Annotated in this window: 10 protein-coding genes; 2 read left to right on the top strand and 8 right to left on the bottom strand. The window is 34.0% G+C overall.

Annotated features, from left to right (window positions below):
- Window positions 1-561: 561 nt before the first annotated feature.
- The 8 genes from VKJ25_RS19755 to pdhA form a co-directional block, all read right to left on the bottom strand.
- Window positions 562-1,296, bottom strand: coding sequence for a 15,16-dihydrobiliverdin:ferredoxin oxidoreductase (locus VKJ25_RS19755; protein ID WP_324238354.1), 735 nt, complete (start codon window positions 1,294-1,296; stop codon window positions 562-564).
- Between the two features lie 582 nt (window positions 1,297-1,878).
- Window positions 1,879-2,481: a TerD family protein gene (locus VKJ25_RS19750; protein WP_324238353.1), complete on the bottom strand. Its 603-nt coding sequence runs from the start codon at window positions 2,479-2,481 to the stop codon at window positions 1,879-1,881.
- 169 nt (window positions 2,482-2,650) lie between these two features.
- Complete coding sequence (locus VKJ25_RS19745; RefSeq protein ID WP_324238352.1) at window positions 2,651-3,223, bottom strand: TerD family protein; 573 nt, start codon at window positions 3,221-3,223, stop codon at window positions 2,651-2,653.
- Window positions 3,224-3,592: 369 nt separating this feature from the next.
- Window positions 3,593-4,162, bottom strand: a complete 570-nt coding sequence (locus VKJ25_RS19740; protein WP_324238351.1) for a TerD family protein — start codon at window positions 4,160-4,162, stop codon at window positions 3,593-3,595.
- 767 nt (window positions 4,163-4,929) lie between these two features.
- On the bottom strand, window positions 4,930-5,463 hold the full coding sequence (gene def, locus VKJ25_RS19735) for a peptide deformylase (RefSeq protein ID WP_375340356.1): 534 nt from the start codon (window positions 5,461-5,463) through the stop codon (window positions 4,930-4,932).
- Between the two features lie 437 nt (window positions 5,464-5,900).
- Window positions 5,901-6,251 carry a hypothetical protein gene (locus VKJ25_RS19730; RefSeq protein ID WP_324238350.1) on the bottom strand — a complete coding sequence of 117 codons (351 nt, stop codon included), beginning with the start codon at window positions 6,249-6,251 and terminating at the stop codon, window positions 5,901-5,903.
- Window positions 6,252-6,711: 460 nt separating this feature from the next.
- Entirely contained in the window at window positions 6,712-7,965 is a 1,254-nt protein-coding gene (locus tag VKJ25_RS19725) for an HhoA/HhoB/HtrA family serine endopeptidase (RefSeq protein WP_324238349.1), read from the bottom strand.
- A 1,874-nt stretch (window positions 7,966-9,839) separates the two neighbouring features.
- Window positions 9,840-10,871, bottom strand: coding sequence for a pyruvate dehydrogenase (acetyl-transferring) E1 component subunit alpha (pdhA, locus tag VKJ25_RS19720; RefSeq protein WP_324238348.1), 1,032 nt, complete (start codon window positions 10,869-10,871; stop codon window positions 9,840-9,842).
- Between the two features lie 518 nt (window positions 10,872-11,389).
- On the opposite strand from pdhA, the gene VKJ25_RS19715 reads away from it, so the two are divergent.
- Window positions 11,390-13,762, top strand: a complete 2,373-nt coding sequence (locus VKJ25_RS19715) for an IMS domain-containing protein (RefSeq protein WP_324238347.1) — start codon at window positions 11,390-11,392, stop codon at window positions 13,760-13,762.
- A 1,059-nt stretch (window positions 13,763-14,821) separates the two neighbouring features.
- The coding region (locus VKJ25_RS19710; protein ID WP_324238346.1) for a DUF4912 domain-containing protein at window positions 14,822-16,138 on the top strand (1,317 nt) is incomplete at its 3' end.

Raw genomic sequence — 16,138 nt, 5'->3', positions numbered from 1 at the left:
TATTTACTCTTTATAAAATATCTATTGAATGAATTGTAAAGTAAGCATTCAGCTATTAGCATCTCAGCTATCAGCAATAAAAACCTCTACCTTAAGGAAAAGATTTAAACAAATATATGTATATATACTTGATATACTTGAAAACTGAACTTTTTAGTCAGATAAAATTTCTGATTTATCGGGAACCCTATCATAAAGCTTATATCAAAAACTCAAAACAATAGCTGAGAGCTGATAGCTGACGACTGAATGCTTGGATTGAAAATATATAACTTCTCTATTTTGTCAGGTTTTATATTTAGTTTTAAATCATAAAACATAGTATCCTAACAGATTTTATTAACATTATTTAGGGTTTGCTGAAAAATACTTCTTATAAGCAAACCCTAATTAAGAATTAATAATTAATAATCAATAATTAGGGTTTACTTTTCCCTGTTCCCAGTTAAGTTTTCCCTACCTTAACCATGAAACTTTTTCAGCAAACCCTAATTATTGAAAACCCTTTTGAAATGATTGAAAAAGTGTGAGTTAAGTTCTTAAAGTTAATACTTAACAACTTCATCGAGCTTTAGTAGGAACTGCTAATGGTACAGCATCTTCAAATAAGAATTCGTAGAGAAATTTTTCTGACCATTCATGGCCGAAATAACTACTAAATAATCCTGATGCTGGATCTCGTTCAGCACTATATTGATCGTAATCTTTTTGAGCTTTAACTATCTTTTTAATCTCTTCTTCTTTCTCAATAATTTCTGCTCTGTCTAACATTTGCCAATATAAATTAATGTAGTCTTGATAAGCTTCGAAAAATGTAGTTTTTACTGTTTCTGCATCTGTTTTGGCAAATAATAAATATTTGGAAAAATATTGATTAGCATCGTAAAATTTCATTTCTAAATTTTGAGCTAAGTCATTATATTTCTCTCGTAGCGATCGCATCGGTTCTATATACTTTGTTAAATATGATTCTTCTTGGAATAAAGGTTGAAAATCTAATACTATTAAGATTTTGTTTTTACCAAAACATAACAGGTCTATTCCTAACAGTGGAATATCGTAGTGGTAACTGGGATAAATCACGCTATTAAAAACTTGAGCTGCAGACCCCGCATCAATATAGGTATAACGTATTTTTCTCAGTTCAGTACACTCATAGCACCAACTTTGAATCGTCGCTTGATTCTTCCCTCTATTACTAACATTTCCTTCTAAACCAGCAGGAATTGGTCTACTGCGTAAGTCAAATTTATCAAATAAATCTTTCTCTAAATATTCAAGAAATGGTCTGTACATTGATACTTATAGTTATTGTTATAGTTAGTTATATATTTACCCGCTTATGACGATAATAGATAGCCACTACCACAATCTCATTTCTTGGAAACAAAGCAACAATCCTTCACAAAGTTCAAAATTAAAAATTAAAAATTAAAAATTAGACGTAAACTATAAACTATTAGTTATCAGTTATGAAATCATTTTCTTGGGTAGGGAAATTTGAGTATTTTTTCTACCATTTAATTAATCATAATCAGAATTTATACAAAAAAGAAATTATAGACTATCTGTAGGGGGTGAATCGCGATTTGCCCTTACTAGATAAGATAGATGTTATCTTTAAAGTTTGGGTGTAATAGAAACTCCTCTATCAAATTGATTGATAAATAATTAACTTTGGATTCTTAAAATGTCCATCTATCTAAAAAAGAATTTGTAATTTTAAAAAATCTTCAATAATGGATAATTCATGATTACCTCTCCCTAAAAGGAAGAGGATTGAATAAAAAGAAAAAATTTATTTTTTTTCCTTTTAAATAAAGGGGAGCATTCAAGGGGCGAATTATTATTTAATTATAATTCTTCGGCAACTAATATTTATTTCATAAACGAACCAACTACACCATTCATATCAGTATCTAAAGGATCGCCCAAAGCACTAAATTTCCAAAGTGTATTATCTCGATAAACTGCTCCCATTAACATTGATATTTTACCTTGATAAGTACCATTACCAGATAAAGTATATTGTGCTATTTCTACTCCTTTATTATCAACAGCTCTAACAAAAGCATTTTCTACCATTCCAAACTCTTGTTTTCTTTCTTTAGCTTGATAAATACTTACTGCGAGAATAATTTTCTGGTATTTTTCAGGAATAGAATTTAGTTTCAAAATTATTTGTTCATCATCTCCCTCCCCTTCTCCAGTCAGATTATCTCCTGAATGAATTACTGTTTTATCCTTAGATTCTAAATGACCATAATAAACCACATCTTCTTTGTAATTTTTCAGTTTTTCATTTGCTTCTAATAAGATTGCATAAGCATCAAGATCAAAATCCGATCTACCACCGAATAAACCAGCTAAACCACCTTGAGATTTTGCTACATCCCATCCTAAACCCATTGTCAGTTTTGATAGATCATATTCACTTTTATCAAGTACAATTTTTTGTCCTTTTTTGAGATTGATAGTCATATATTTGTTCTCCTTTATAAACTCTAAAAAAAAATTAATTTTTGGTACAAATAGAAAGTATTAATTATAGTTTATATGATTCGGATAATTAAGAAAATAAATAACATACTGCTAAGTATTTTTCAAGTTTTTAGTTTTAGCGATCACCCTACCCAAAATACTCTTTAACTTAATAAACGTATTTTTCTACAAAAGTTTGTAACCCAGCATTATATCCTGCTCCTACTGCTTGAAATCTCCATTCACCATTTTTCTTATAGAGACGACCAAATTCTATGGCAGTTTCTCTGGAAAAATCTTCTTCTAATTCATAATTTGTTATTTCTTCTTGAGTCTCTAAATTGTAAAGTCTAATGAAAGAATTTTTAACTTGACCAAAGTTTTGCCTTCTTTTTTCTGCTTCATGGATAGTCACAACAAAAAGTAGTTCTTGAATGCTAGAATTAACATTATTTAAATCTACTTCTATTGTTTCATCATCTCCTTCTCCTTCTCCAGTTCTGTTATCTCCCCAATGCTTGACGGCGCCATCTGGAGATTTTAAATTATTGTAGAAAACAAAATATTCATCTTCTGGAATTTTTCCATCGTTTCCTAACATAAATACAGAAGCATCTAAATCAAATTCTGTACCTGTATCCGTAGGATTAACATCCCATCCTAAACCAATAGCAACTTTTGTTAAACCTGGTGCATCTTTAGAAAGATTAATTCTGTGACCTTTACTGAGTTTAACAGACATTTATTTTTCCTCTCTATATTTTTTTATAATAATTTATACCAGTAAAAAATTATTTGTGAAAAAGTAAGTATTCAGATATCCGCAATTAGAAATTAGCTTCAGATGAAATGAAGTAAAATCGCAGTATTTCCCAGGTTTAATTTCTATACTCAAGTATAGTTAAAAGCAAATTGAAATATCTGATAACATTTTCATACATTTCTGGTTAATCTGATTTTTTGAGTAATTCCTGGAAAAGAGAATTTGGAAGAATTAAACTTTTTATTATCTTTCAATTCTCTAATGATAAATATAGTAGAAGTTTAGCAAATATTTACTTCTTTCCAAAGTTGACTCCTGAATGCTAATAACTAAATGCTTACTATTAATTTAGGTGTATTTTTGTACAAAACTTTCTAAACCAGAATTATAACCTTCTCCCACAGCTTGAAATTTCCATTCATCATTTTTTTTATATAATTTACCAAACTCTATAGCTGTTTCTCTGGAAAAATCTTCTTCTAGTTCATACTTAGTTATTTCTTCTTGAGTTTCCCCATCATAAATTCTGATATAAGAATTTCTCACCTGCCCAAAATTTTGCCTTCTTTTCTCTGCTTCATATATAGTAACAACAAAAATAATTTCTTCAATTGTCGAATCAACTTTTGATAAATCTACAGTGATAGTCTCATCATCTCCTTCTCCTTTTCCTGTACGACTATCTCCCATAGATTCTACTGAACCATCAGGGGATTTCAAGTTATTATAAAAAACAAAATATTTATCTTGAGGAATTTTGCCACTTGCTGTTAACATAAATACAGAAACATCCAAGTCAAAATCTGAACCTGTATCTGAGACATTAACATCCCATCCTAAACCTGCCGCCGCTTTTTTCATTCCAGGTGCTTCTTTAGATAGACTAACTCTTTCACCTTTGGTAAGATTAATACTCATAAATATTTTCTTGCTTTTTTTTACTATTTTTAACTACTGAACTAACACAACTAATTTTGTGTGTTAAATTTTAGGGTGAGGGTATTTCATTTGGTTAAACTTGTAAATTCAAACTATAATTCGCCCATAGCATATTGCCAAATTTTAGGTGTGTCAATTGACTACAACTATAACAACTATACACATTAAACAAAAGAACTACAACTAAATTTTAATTAAGATTTCTAACTTCTAACTTATGATAAATAATTTATTTGTAAGTATTTCCAGCGGAATGCTGCGCCAACAGCTATTAGCATTTATTTTCTTTCTTTTCCGTAATAAATATAGCAATCATAAGTAGGGTGTGCTGAAAAAGCCTAAAAGTATGCAAATATAAATTTTTTAGCAACTTTATGTCGGGAAAAAGTACCATTTTTTAGGTCAAAAAGGTGAAAAAGTTAGCATTAGTAAGGCTCATTCAGGATAGAAAAATTAAGAGACAATTATTCTGTAGGGATGCCCTTATGCAACGTCCCTACTCCTCTATAACTCTTATTCCTCCGAGCCTCTTCACTACTCCTTACTCCCTACTCCTTACCTTCACAAAAAGATTTATTCAGCAAGCCCTAAGTAGTTTGTAACAAATCAAAAACTAGAAATAAACTCGAAAAGTTTTACCCATTAACCATTGCCTATTCCCGATTGCCGAAAAAAGGTAAGATTTTTGACACAAATAAATAAAATTAGGATTGTTATATTTTGCTTAATTATCCGCAAATATGCTTTTAATTCCTTGACTGAATAATCTGCTTCTGATATTCATCTTCTGTCATTAAATCTGTAGTACTTTCCACACGATCTAAAAATACTAAACCTTCTAAATGGTCATATTCATGCTGAAAAATTCTAGCCACAAAATCTGTTAATTCTTGTCTTTCTAGTTTTCCTTCTCGATTAGTATACTCTACATTTATTACTCTATATCTTGGTACTAAACCCCTAATTCCTGGAACACTTAAACAACCTTCCCAACCTTTAACTCTATCTTCTGAATGAGATACTAATTTAGGATTAATCATAGCTGTTGGTTCCATTTGAGGTGCATTAGGATATCTGAGATTAGGTCTCGATGCCACAATAAATAAGCGATCGCTAATTGAAACTTGAGGAGCAGCTATTCCCACACCATTTGTTTCTATTACTGTAGTAATTAAATTATCAATTATTTGCTGTAAATTTTTATCGCTAATGTTATTAATAGGTTGAGCTTTATATCGTAATACCTCATTACCTAACTGAGCTACTTGTAATACTGTCATAATTTTTTCCTTTGTAAATTTCTATCATCAATTTATAGAGCTTTTCAAATGAGAGAAATACACAGTCAACACTAAATTCTCTTTAGTTAAAGTTACCAACAGATAATTGATAATTAGGGTTTCCTAAAAAAGTCTTTTTGTTAGGGTATGGAGTAGTCAAGGGTAAGGATTTAAGAAAGTTACAGAGGAAGTAACTGAAAAAATAGTTGCTCAATTTTTCTGTCCTAGTTAACCTCAAATGCTAAGTTTTTCAACCTGAACAGCCAAAAAATTGGGCTTTTTCCGACTTTCAAAATACTTAAAGCTTTATCTATGAATACTTTTATATTTAACCAGCAAAGCCTAATTAATAATGCTGGAGAATACTAAAGTTATTTAAAAAAACAGTTTGCTTTCTAGACTGAAATATTACTGGCAAAGACTTAAAGTACCTAAATTTATGAATAGTTATTTTCTGTCATAGTCAGCCAAAAATGCTCAATTTTTAATTTTTCGGGAACCGTACCTCGGCAGCCTAAAAGTTCGCACTTTTTTCTATCTAAAAAGGCAAAATATTTATCTGTAAATACTTTGATATAGCATTTCCCAAGCTCCTGAAGTATAGTTCTAGATATTCCCCCTAACCCCCCCCTGAGAAAACTATCCCTGATAAGAAACTCCTGAAACCCTTGTGAAAGGATGGGGAAAACAAGGGAGACAAGCCAGACCAAGAAGACAAGCCAGACCAAGAAGACAAAAGAGACCAAGAAGAGGAGGGAGGAAGAATCTTGTCTACAATCTTCACTCATAGTGTACTTTTCAATACAGTTTTCTCCCGAAAAATCGGGAACCGTAAAAGCCACTCCCAGATTTATACATAGTTTGTCACTTTTGTCAAGTTTTATTTTAAGAAATATGTAGGTAAAGCATAGGTTTTCAAGGGAGATTTAGGGGTATCATAAATGTACTTCATAACTGTGGGAATTGTTATATTCAATCAGCAGAGCAATAATTAGAGTTTGCGCTCAAAAGTCTGATGGTAGAGATAGGGAGTAGGGAGTAGTCAAGAGTCAGGAAGAATAGGAATTATAAAGGAATTAGTTGGAAGAATCGTCTCTTAATTTTTCACCTCAAGCGTGAGCCTTTTGTCCTAACTTTTTTCGCCTTTTTGACTTAAAAGCTGGTACTTTTTTACGACAAACAAGTTGCTAAAACCTTTATCTATAAAATACTTTCAGACTTTTTGCTCTAGCCCTAATTATCAATTATCTATCCTCTTAATCGAGATGGTAAATTACCAGTTCGTACCTGAAAATTAAAATTTTCACCATTTCGATTAACTTCTAATTCTAACAAACTACCCACTGTTTTACTCTGAACAATTTGTTGTACATTTTCAGATTTGCTAATAGTTTGATTATCTATTTTTTGAATTATATCCCCAGGCTTTAAACCACCTTGATCGGCAGGAGAACCAGGAACAACTTGCATCACTAATACCCCTCTATCAGTCGAAAACTGAATATTTCTATTAAAATTTCGATTCAGTTCTTCCTTCAATTCTGGTGTTAAAGTCTGCATAGCAATACCTAAATAAGCGTGTTCCGCCCTCCCTACCTTAATTAATTGTTGAGCAATTTGTTGAGCATTATTAATAGGAATAGCAAATCCTAAACCTTGAGCGCCATCAATAATAGCCGTATTAATTCCAATTACCTCACCATTTTGATTCAACAGAGGGCCACCAGAATTCCCAGGATTAATAGCAGCATCCGTTTGAATAAATCCTACCCGCTTATCTGGGACACCCACATCATTACTAGAACGACCCGTCGCACTAATTATACCCACTGTGACAGAATTATCTAGACCTAGAGGGTTGCCAATAGCGATCGCCCATTCTCCAGGTTGCAAATTACTTGAATCTCCAAGAGAAACAGTCGGGAGATTATTAGCATCAATTTTAACAACTGCTACATCAGTTACAGAATCTGTGCCCAAAACTCTACCTTCAATACGACGGCCATCTTTGAGTACAACTTCTACAGTAGTTGAACCTTCAACAACATGAGCATTAGTCAGAATGTTACCATCAGCACTGATAATAAAACCAGAACCTGTACCTTGTTCAACTGGACTAGAATTAGACCCAGGTCCTTCAAAGCCATAGAAATCTTCTGGCATCTCTCTACCAAAGTTAGGTCTTTGGCCAACAGCGCGAGAAGCATTGATTCTTACCACTGCTGGGCCAACTTTTTGGACTGCATCTACAATAAAATTGTTATTGGAAATAGGAGTTCTAACTGGCAACCAACTAGACCTTTCTGAGTTATAATTAGTATCAGTTTTGTTAGGGGACTGAGCAACTAATGATTGAGTAAGTTGGCTGGAATTTTCCCCAGAGCTAGTTGTCTGGAATATTAAGCGTTCTCCTAATAATGCCCCACCTGCTCCCATTAATACTAATAAGTAGGTTAAAGGTTGTTTCCAAAATATTTTCTCTGTGGTATTTTTTTTGTTCATTTATCTAAAATTGGATAGTTTGTCAAGAATGAATAATGAATTTTTTTTTCTTGAAAGAGAAGTCTTTAAGTTTTTCTACAATGTCTAGGTTGTCTATTACTTAAAGAATGGGAAAAAATAAATGTAAGCATTCAGCATTCAGCTATCAGAAAAGTGCTTTTGGTTAGTGATAAAAGCGATATTTGATTGAGGAACGAAAAATATAATCTTGCTAAAAAAAGTCAGCTCCAATTTTTATTTTCCCTGATATTTTAGGTTTAATTCAAAAGGATATTTTTAAAACCGTAACTTTCTTGCTGTTTACTCTATAAATTTTTAAATAGATTCATATTTAAGAGTAGTATGTTAAGTTTAAAAATTGGTATCATTAGCGATTTGGCTAATAAATAAGGTTGATATTTTTCCTGGTTAAAGGGAAGAAAAAAAATCAACTTTTGGGATTTCAATTATCTAGTTGCAACTGTAAGGTACTGATAAGTAAAGTAATCCTCATAATATAATGATTGTATTGGTTTTTATAATTATTGAAATACAGTTTTTTTTACTAGAACCAATTTTCCCAGTTTCTGGTTTTATGAGAAATAACGATCTTTCCTTCTGTTGTAATATTATGCCATGTCAAACTTTTCCTAAGTTAAGAAATTATAGGTATAGCCATAAAAAGTTGTTTGGAGCTTCTATATGACCGTAGGTATATTTACAATCCCTAAAATATTTATCCGGTTTTTTTAATACATCCAGTTACTGTAATAATCCTAAATAGATTGTAAAATTTCAGATTAGGGGTGTGGTTTTCCAACTCAAGCGCCAAGGGTTTTGGAGGCGAAACCCCTAAAGTTTCTTCTTACAAATTATTTCTTATGGCTATAAATAGAAAACCATTATCCAAATCTCATAAAGTAGATAGGATTTCTACATTTATTTAATCAACTCAGGACTTAAGCAAAGGCTATATATTATAGTGCCTTGGTGCGTTGTGCGTTGTGCGCTTTTTCTAGGGAATGGGAGCGCATTCATGTCGTGCAGGGTTATCCTAACGGACTGCTACGCAAACATATCGGCTCAAGCGCCGAAAACACACCCTACGAATAGTGTTTCTGCGCAAGTTCTACAAGTGTAAATTAATGTTAGTTTTAACTTTATTAATTTACTCTATATTTAATTTATTACACAGAAAATTGAAAATTGTGATGTAAAACAAATTCATTTAACTTAATCAACGAGAAACTTAATTGTCAAAAATTCAGAAAAAACTTAATCACAATTACAAGAATTTTTTTTGATAATTAGAGATATAGTAATCCTATTTTATTCGCATCAAAAATCTTGTTACTATTTAGTAGTTAGTTGTGAGGTAATGGTTAATAGGTAAGAGTAATTAATATAGTCATTCCCAATAAGAATAGAACACTTTTTCAGCGAAAACCCTTTCACAGCAAGAAAACCTTGTCTCAATCTAAATCAGAATGACTATAATTGATAATTAGTAAGCATTCAGCTATTAGCCATCAACTAGCTCCCTGGAGCGGAGCTGCGCTTTTTCCTGGAATTATCCGCAAACATGTCCCATAGCGAAACAGCAATAATATCCTGTTCTTAAGAACAATTTTCAATGAATATAGACTTTAGAGTTGACAAAAGTCAAAAAATTTTTCTAGCTTAATTAAATATTATTGCTTTTAGTGAATGGTAAAATCACTCTTCTGATAGCTGATTGCTGACGGCTGAATGCTTACGATAATTAACCTCCAGTTATTTGATTTTTATCCTTTTAATTTGACATCTAAAAAGGATAAAACTATAGATATTATAGACCTCATAACTTCAGAAACTTCTGTAAGATTAATTAATTATCCATTAATAAACTTAGTTAATTAATCCTCAGCAAAAATATACCGATAAAGTTCATCTGATCCTGGCTCTGGACTATTTGTTGCAAACTCAACAGCTTCAGTAATTAACCTCTTAATCTTTTCATCAATTGCTCTTAACTCAGCAACATCTACCAAATTATTCTCCGTCAGATAAGTTTGAAATTGCTTAATAGGGTCACGAGAAAACCAATATTCCTTTTCTTCTTGATCCCTTAATTCATCAGGGTCAGCCAAAGAATGGCCTCGGAACCGATAAGTTAAAGCTTCAATTAAGGTAGGCCCTTCACCTGCTCTCGCCCTGGCCACAGCTTCCTGAGCCACAGAATGGACTGCCAATACATCCATACCATCAACTTCCACACCAACCATGCCAAAAGCGTGAGCTTTTTTGTAAATTTCTGGTACAGAAGTAGCACGTTCGTGAGCCATACCAATTGCCCACTTATTATTCTCTACTACATAAATAATAGGTAATTTCCATAATGTTGCCATATTTAGACATTCAAAAAACTGGCCATTATTACAAGCTCCATCTCCAAAGAAACAAGCTGTCACTTGGTCAGCAGTTTCATTTCCCATAGTTTCCCGTCGATATTTACTCTGAAAAGCTGCCCCAGTCGCGACAGGAATACCCTCAGCCACAAAAGCATAACCACCCAATAAATTATGTGCAGCAGAGAACATGTGCATCGAACCACCGCGACCTTTAGAACAACCTGTGGCCTTACCAAATAATTCAGCCATTACTTCCTTTGCTGGTACACCTGCGCTTAAAGCATGAACATGGTCTCTATAAGTGCTGCAAACAAAATCTTCATCCTGTCGCATGGCCTTAATTACACCAGAAGAAACTGCTTCTTGTCCATTGTAAAGATGGACAAAGCCAAACATTTTACCTCGGTAATACATTTCAGCGCACTTATCTTCAAACAAGCGTCCTAAAACCATATCTTCATATAGTGTTAATCCTTCTTCTTTGCTGATTTTTATACTATTGGTGTCAAAGGGAGGTAAGGTGCGTTCTTGGATCATTTAATTTTTCCTAAGCTAGTATAATCGGTGATAAATTTAGTTTTGCAATGTTGCCAGAGACATAATTTACTAAAAGTCTCTAGTTTTTAAACTTAACATTACTCTTCTGTACAAGTTGCACAAATTTATTTTTGAGCAATTTAGTAGGATATCTGAAAATTCCTATTAGGAGAGTAAATAAATTTTACTAGCTTGATGTTAAAGTATGGGTTGAATACTTTAACAATATGTATGGGCTTAATGGAATAAGTCTTAAGTTTTACTATTCAAGTTGGGTAACAAAATACCTGTCACTTGATATTCCTAGTGAAAGGTATACTTTAGTGGGAAACCACATTGATGTATCAGTAGATTTTCCTTTAAGCATTTGATGCTTATTGGTGAAAAAATCCTAGATAATTAAGAGAAGAGACGAGCATCAAAAAAATTGCTCTAAAGTAGTCAAAAATACCTATGTTAGTTATTAACAAAGTATACAATACAGTCAATATAGTAGCTCGCCTTTGAGGAAATGCACTGTGCGGATTCCACTAGATTATTATCGAATTTTAGGTTTACCAATTCAAGCTACTGCTGAACAGTTACAGCAGGCACATAAAGATCGCACCCAGCAATTTCCTAGAAGGGAGTATTCTGAGGCAACAATAGTTGCTCGTAAACAACTTATAGATGAGGCTTATGCTGTTCTGTCTGATCCAGAACAACGTCAAACCTACGATGGTAGCTTTTTAGCTAAAACCTACGAACCAGAGCTAGAAGAACTAAGTCCAAGTTCTAATATAAGTCTTGATAAAGTAGAGGAAAAAAATACAAAACTTCAGGAAACAAGAGAAGTTATCCCCACAATAGCTTCTAGGCGTTTAGCAAAAAGGATAAGCTCTCAAGGTATAGAGAGTATAAGTGGTTCTGAGTTTGATCCTAATACTCCTAGTATAGAAATAGAAAATTCCCAATTTGTGGGAGCAATTCTGATTTTACAGGAACTAGGAGAATATGAGCTGGTATTAAAACTTACTTATCCTTATCTTAATAATAATAGTATTGCTATTAAAGATGGACGCTTTGGCGATCCAGCATTAGTTTTGCCAGATATTGTCCTGACAGTTGCTTTAGCGAATTTAGAATTGGGCAGAGAACAATGGCAACAAGGACAATATGAAACTGCGGCTACAGCTTTAGAAGCGGGCCAAGGATTATTACTGCGAGAAAACTTGTTTGTCCAAGTTCGAGGGGAAATACAAGCTGACCTTTATAAGTTACGGCCCTATAGAGTAATAGAGTTAATATCATTACCAGAAGAAATGGCTCTTGAACGTCGCCGTGGACTAGAGATTCTCCAAGATATGTTGAATGAACGGGGCGGAATAGATGGTCAAGGTGAGGATAGTTCTGGACTTGATGTAGAGAATTTTTTGAAGTTTGTTCAGCAACTACGTCAACATTTAACTACAACAGAGCAGAAGAAATTATTTGAGGTTGAAGCTCGTCGTCCTTCGGCAGTTGGCACATACTTAGCGGTTTATACTTTTTTAGCTCAAGGGTTTGTTCAAAAACAACCAGCTTTGATTCGTAAGGCTAAGTTGATGTTGATGCAGTTGGGTCGGAGTCAAGATGTAAATTTAGAGAAGTCTGTTTGTGCTTTGCTTTTAGGGCAAACTGAAGAGGCTAGTCGTTCATTGGAGCTTAGCCAAGAAAATGAACCTCTGTCCTTTATTAAGGAAAATTCTCAAGAATCTCCAGATTTATTACCAGGTTTGTGTCTTTATGCTGAACATTGGTTAACAGAGGAGGTATTTCCCCATTTCCGTGATTTGTCTGATAAGTCAGCTTCTTTAAAAGACTATTTTGCAGATCAGCATGTTCAAGCTTATCTAGAAGCTTTACCAACGGAAGTAGAAGCAGCTAATCAATGGGTAGTTGTTCAACCTCGTCACGATCGCGATACGGAACAGTTACACCAGAAGGAAGTTGAAAAATTGACCGTATCAAATCTAGAAAATAAAGGTATATCTGGTTTAGGTAGCGCTGCTACTGCTAGTTTTGGTTCTGTGAGCCAAGAAACTGCTAATTTAGAAGGAACTGATTCTGAAAAATTGGTTCAAGAATCAGAAAAATCATCATTGACAGGTGGGCAAAAACATTTAACTAATACGAGTTATGGTCGCTACTCAGCCAGAAAGAGGGAAAGAAGTCAGAGTAATTTACCTCTGTTTAATGAGGGTAAGTCACTAGGAAGTGAACAATTACCTCAATCTATGTCAGAGTATAATCCACACAGAACCTCTACTAGAAGAGAACCTTTTAAGGTTCGTCGTTTAGTTTTGATTGCTATTTTGGGATTATTATCAATAGGAATAATTGGGTGGATGATAATTCAGGTTCTTGGTTGGTTAGCAACTGCTCTAGGGTTAGTTAGACCAGTTTCCCAAATGGAAGAACCTATGGTGCAATTGGATAGACCTCCAATAGAAATTCCAGAGCTTAATCAGGTTAGCCTCGAAGAGTCAGGAACAATAACTAAAGAAATAGCACAGTTAGCGATTCAAAATTGGTTGGAGATTAAAGCTGCTGCTTTTGGTCCTAATCATCAAGTTGAAAAGTTACCGGATATTCTAGTAGATCCAGCACTTTCTCGTTGGGTGTCTACAGCTAATACTTTGAAGGAAGAGAAATCTTACCGGAGATATGAGCATGATTTGGAGGTCAAGAGTGTTGATGTAAATAATACAAATCCGAATCAAGCTCAGGTAGAGGCTGAAGTTAGAGAAAGGGTTAGTTTTTATGAAAATGACAGATTGACTAATTCTAATAATGAAAACTTACTGGTTCGTTATAGTTTAGTTCGTCAGAATGAAAAATGGCAAATTAGTAATTGGAAGATAGTGAGATAAAAGGAAGAAGGAAGAAGGAAGAAGGAAGAAGTTTTGTAGTCTACCTTTATGAAAACCGCTCTCCTGTAAATTCCCTACTCCTCCTGTCTTCCCTTCCTGGGAGGGGTTAGGGGTGGGTTTCCTGTCTTCTCCGACCCATACAGCAGTTTTCATTTCAGTAAACCACAGTAGGGACGTTCCATCGGCAAAAATGCGTTTTCCTTACGGAATGCTCCGCAAACATTTCCGCTCAAGCGTGGAAAACGTCCCTACAAAATTTTGGTTATGGCGATGTGGTTCATTCATTTGAAAAGCGCTGTAAGACTTTTGAGCGCCAAACCTAATTATTAAACTCCTAAATAAAACAGGACTTACGCAAGTGCAACCTATTTTCGTCCGATACGACAACAGGAAGCAATCTCAAACCCCTGTTTTTCCTACCTCATGGCTTGAGTCCTATAAAATTAACAGAACCTCGCAAAGCGACTAATAAACTCGATTTATTGCTGTGATATTTTTGTTAAAAATACACAATTTCCTTGGCATTAGTTTAATTAATTACTAATAATTATATTTAGTATATTATAAAAAAAATTAATCAAACTATCAAATAATTTTATTAACTAATTTGATTTAATTTCTGATGTTTGAAATAAAGTTAAGAAATCATAACATTACTAATCCATAATTACCTATAAACCCGCATATATGTTCATAATTTCTTAGTAACTACCCTTGACCAAATCAGATTTTCTCTGCAAAACTATATTGTTATAAGGCGATCTAAACGATCCCAAAAAAATGCTTTTCTTGGTCTAGAATCTCTCTCTCTAAAATGTTAAGTGTTTCTAGGCATTTATCAAACTCATGAAGTAAGCATTCAGCCGTCAGCTATTGCTTTTAGTAACTGATAAAAGCTTTATTGACTAAGAAACGAACTGCAAAAGTCAACTCTAAAGTTTATGTCCATTTAAACGCCGTGTTTGAGCAAAAGACTTTATTACTGATAGCTGATAGTTAATAGCTGAATGCTTATCTCATTAATAGTTTGATAAGGAAAAGTAGTCTCAAAAGAAACAAGTGATTACAAATAATTTCTTGGTAGATTTTGAGAATAAAGAAAGTAAAGAAACACCAAGGATATACACAATGGTTAGAGAACGTCCACCTCTAGAAGAGATGACTTTACGACAGCTACGGAAAGTAGCTAGTGAACTAGGTATCTCTCGTTACAGCAGAATGCGTAAAGCACAACTGCTCTCAGCAGTAATGGAAGCTCAAGGTATCAATATAAATCATGTCTCATCTGCTCCACTGCCAACCTTAGAGGTACAAGAAGAAGTAGAAGCAAAAAAGTTTGAGTTGGGGCACGAAAACAAGGTTGATGATTTTAGTTCATCAGTTGATGAAGGTTTAAAAGATTTGCCCAATGGCTATGGTAAAAGCCAAATAGTATTAATGCCAAGAGACCCAGAGTGGGCATACGCTTATTGGGATATTCCGAATGAACTGAAAGAAGCACTACGTCGTCAAGGTGGACAGCAGTTAGCTCTGCGCATATATGATGTAACAGATATTAACTTGGAATACCAAAGTCCTCATAGTATTCAAGAATATCCTTGCGATGAGTTAGCTCGTGAATGGTACATACCTATTCCAGTAAGCGATCGCGACTATACTTTGGAAATAGGATATCGGTGTGCTGATGGTCGGTGGTTAATTTTGGCTCGTTCTGAGAGAGTACATATTCCTCCAGTTTATCCCTCAGATTGGATTGATGACCAATTTATTACAGTTAGTTGGGATGAAGATTTGCGTGGCAAAACTTTTATGGAACTGGTTCCTACTAGTCGTGAAATTAGTTTTTACGAGAATCCCAATAATATTCATCAGGAAATGTTTGCTATTGCTGAAGTTGAGGAACAGCGAGTTGCTGGTTCTATGTTTGGTTCTGTGCAAATGGTTCCAGGTTCTGGCCAGATGATAGAGGAAGGACTAAGTTCTTATGCTATGGCATCTGGTATAGGAATGTGGGCATCTGGTAGTAATGTTTCTGGTGCAGGTTTAACTGCTTCTGGTATTGGTCAAACTATGTCCGGTGCAGGTTTAACTGCTTCTGGTGTAGGTCAAACTATGTCCGGTGTAGGGTTAACTGCTTCTGGTATTGGTTTAACCACTTCTGGTATTGGTTTAACTGCTTCTGGTGTAGGTTTAACAACTTCTGGTATTGGTTTAACTGCTTCTGGTGTAGGTTTAACCACTTCTGGTATTGGTTTAACTGCTTCTGGAATAGGGTTAACAACTTCTGGAATAGGGTTAACAACTTCTGGAATAGGGTTAACAACTTCTGGAATAGGGTTAACTGCTTCTGGTATGGGTATCGGAATGTCAGGTGTA

This window comes from Okeania sp., assembly GCF_035285525.1.
Taxonomy (GTDB): Bacteria; Cyanobacteriota; Cyanobacteriia; order Cyanobacteriales; family Microcoleaceae; genus Trichodesmium.
This window is presented reverse-complemented; position numbering and strand designations above follow the sequence as displayed.

What these genes read in the sequence shown, in the direction of transcription:
- pdhA (WP_324238348.1), bottom strand. Translation starts at nt 10,871, where the DNA reads ATGATCCAAGAACGCACCTTACCTCCCTTTGACACCAATAGTATAAAA.
- VKJ25_RS19750 (WP_324238353.1), bottom strand. Translation starts at nt 2,481, where the DNA reads ATGACTATCAATCTCAAAAAAGGACAAAAAATTGTACTTGATAAAAGT.
- VKJ25_RS19745 (WP_324238352.1), bottom strand. Translation starts at nt 3,223, where the DNA reads ATGTCTGTTAAACTCAGTAAAGGTCACAGAATTAATCTTTCTAAAGAT.
- VKJ25_RS19730 (WP_324238350.1), bottom strand. Translation starts at nt 6,251, where the DNA reads ATGAGTGAAGATTGTAGACAAGATTCTTCCTCCCTCCTCTTCTTGGTC.
- VKJ25_RS19740 (WP_324238351.1), bottom strand. Translation starts at nt 4,162, where the DNA reads ATGAGTATTAATCTTACCAAAGGTGAAAGAGTTAGTCTATCTAAAGAA.
- VKJ25_RS19755 (WP_324238354.1), bottom strand. Translation starts at nt 1,296, where the DNA reads ATGTACAGACCATTTCTTGAATATTTAGAGAAAGATTTATTTGATAAA.
- def (WP_375340356.1), bottom strand. Translation starts at nt 5,463, where the DNA reads ATGACAGTATTACAAGTAGCTCAGTTAGGTAATGAGGTATTACGATAT.
- VKJ25_RS19725 (WP_324238349.1), bottom strand. Translation starts at nt 7,965, where the DNA reads ATGAACAAAAAAAATACCACAGAGAAAATATTTTGGAAACAACCTTTA.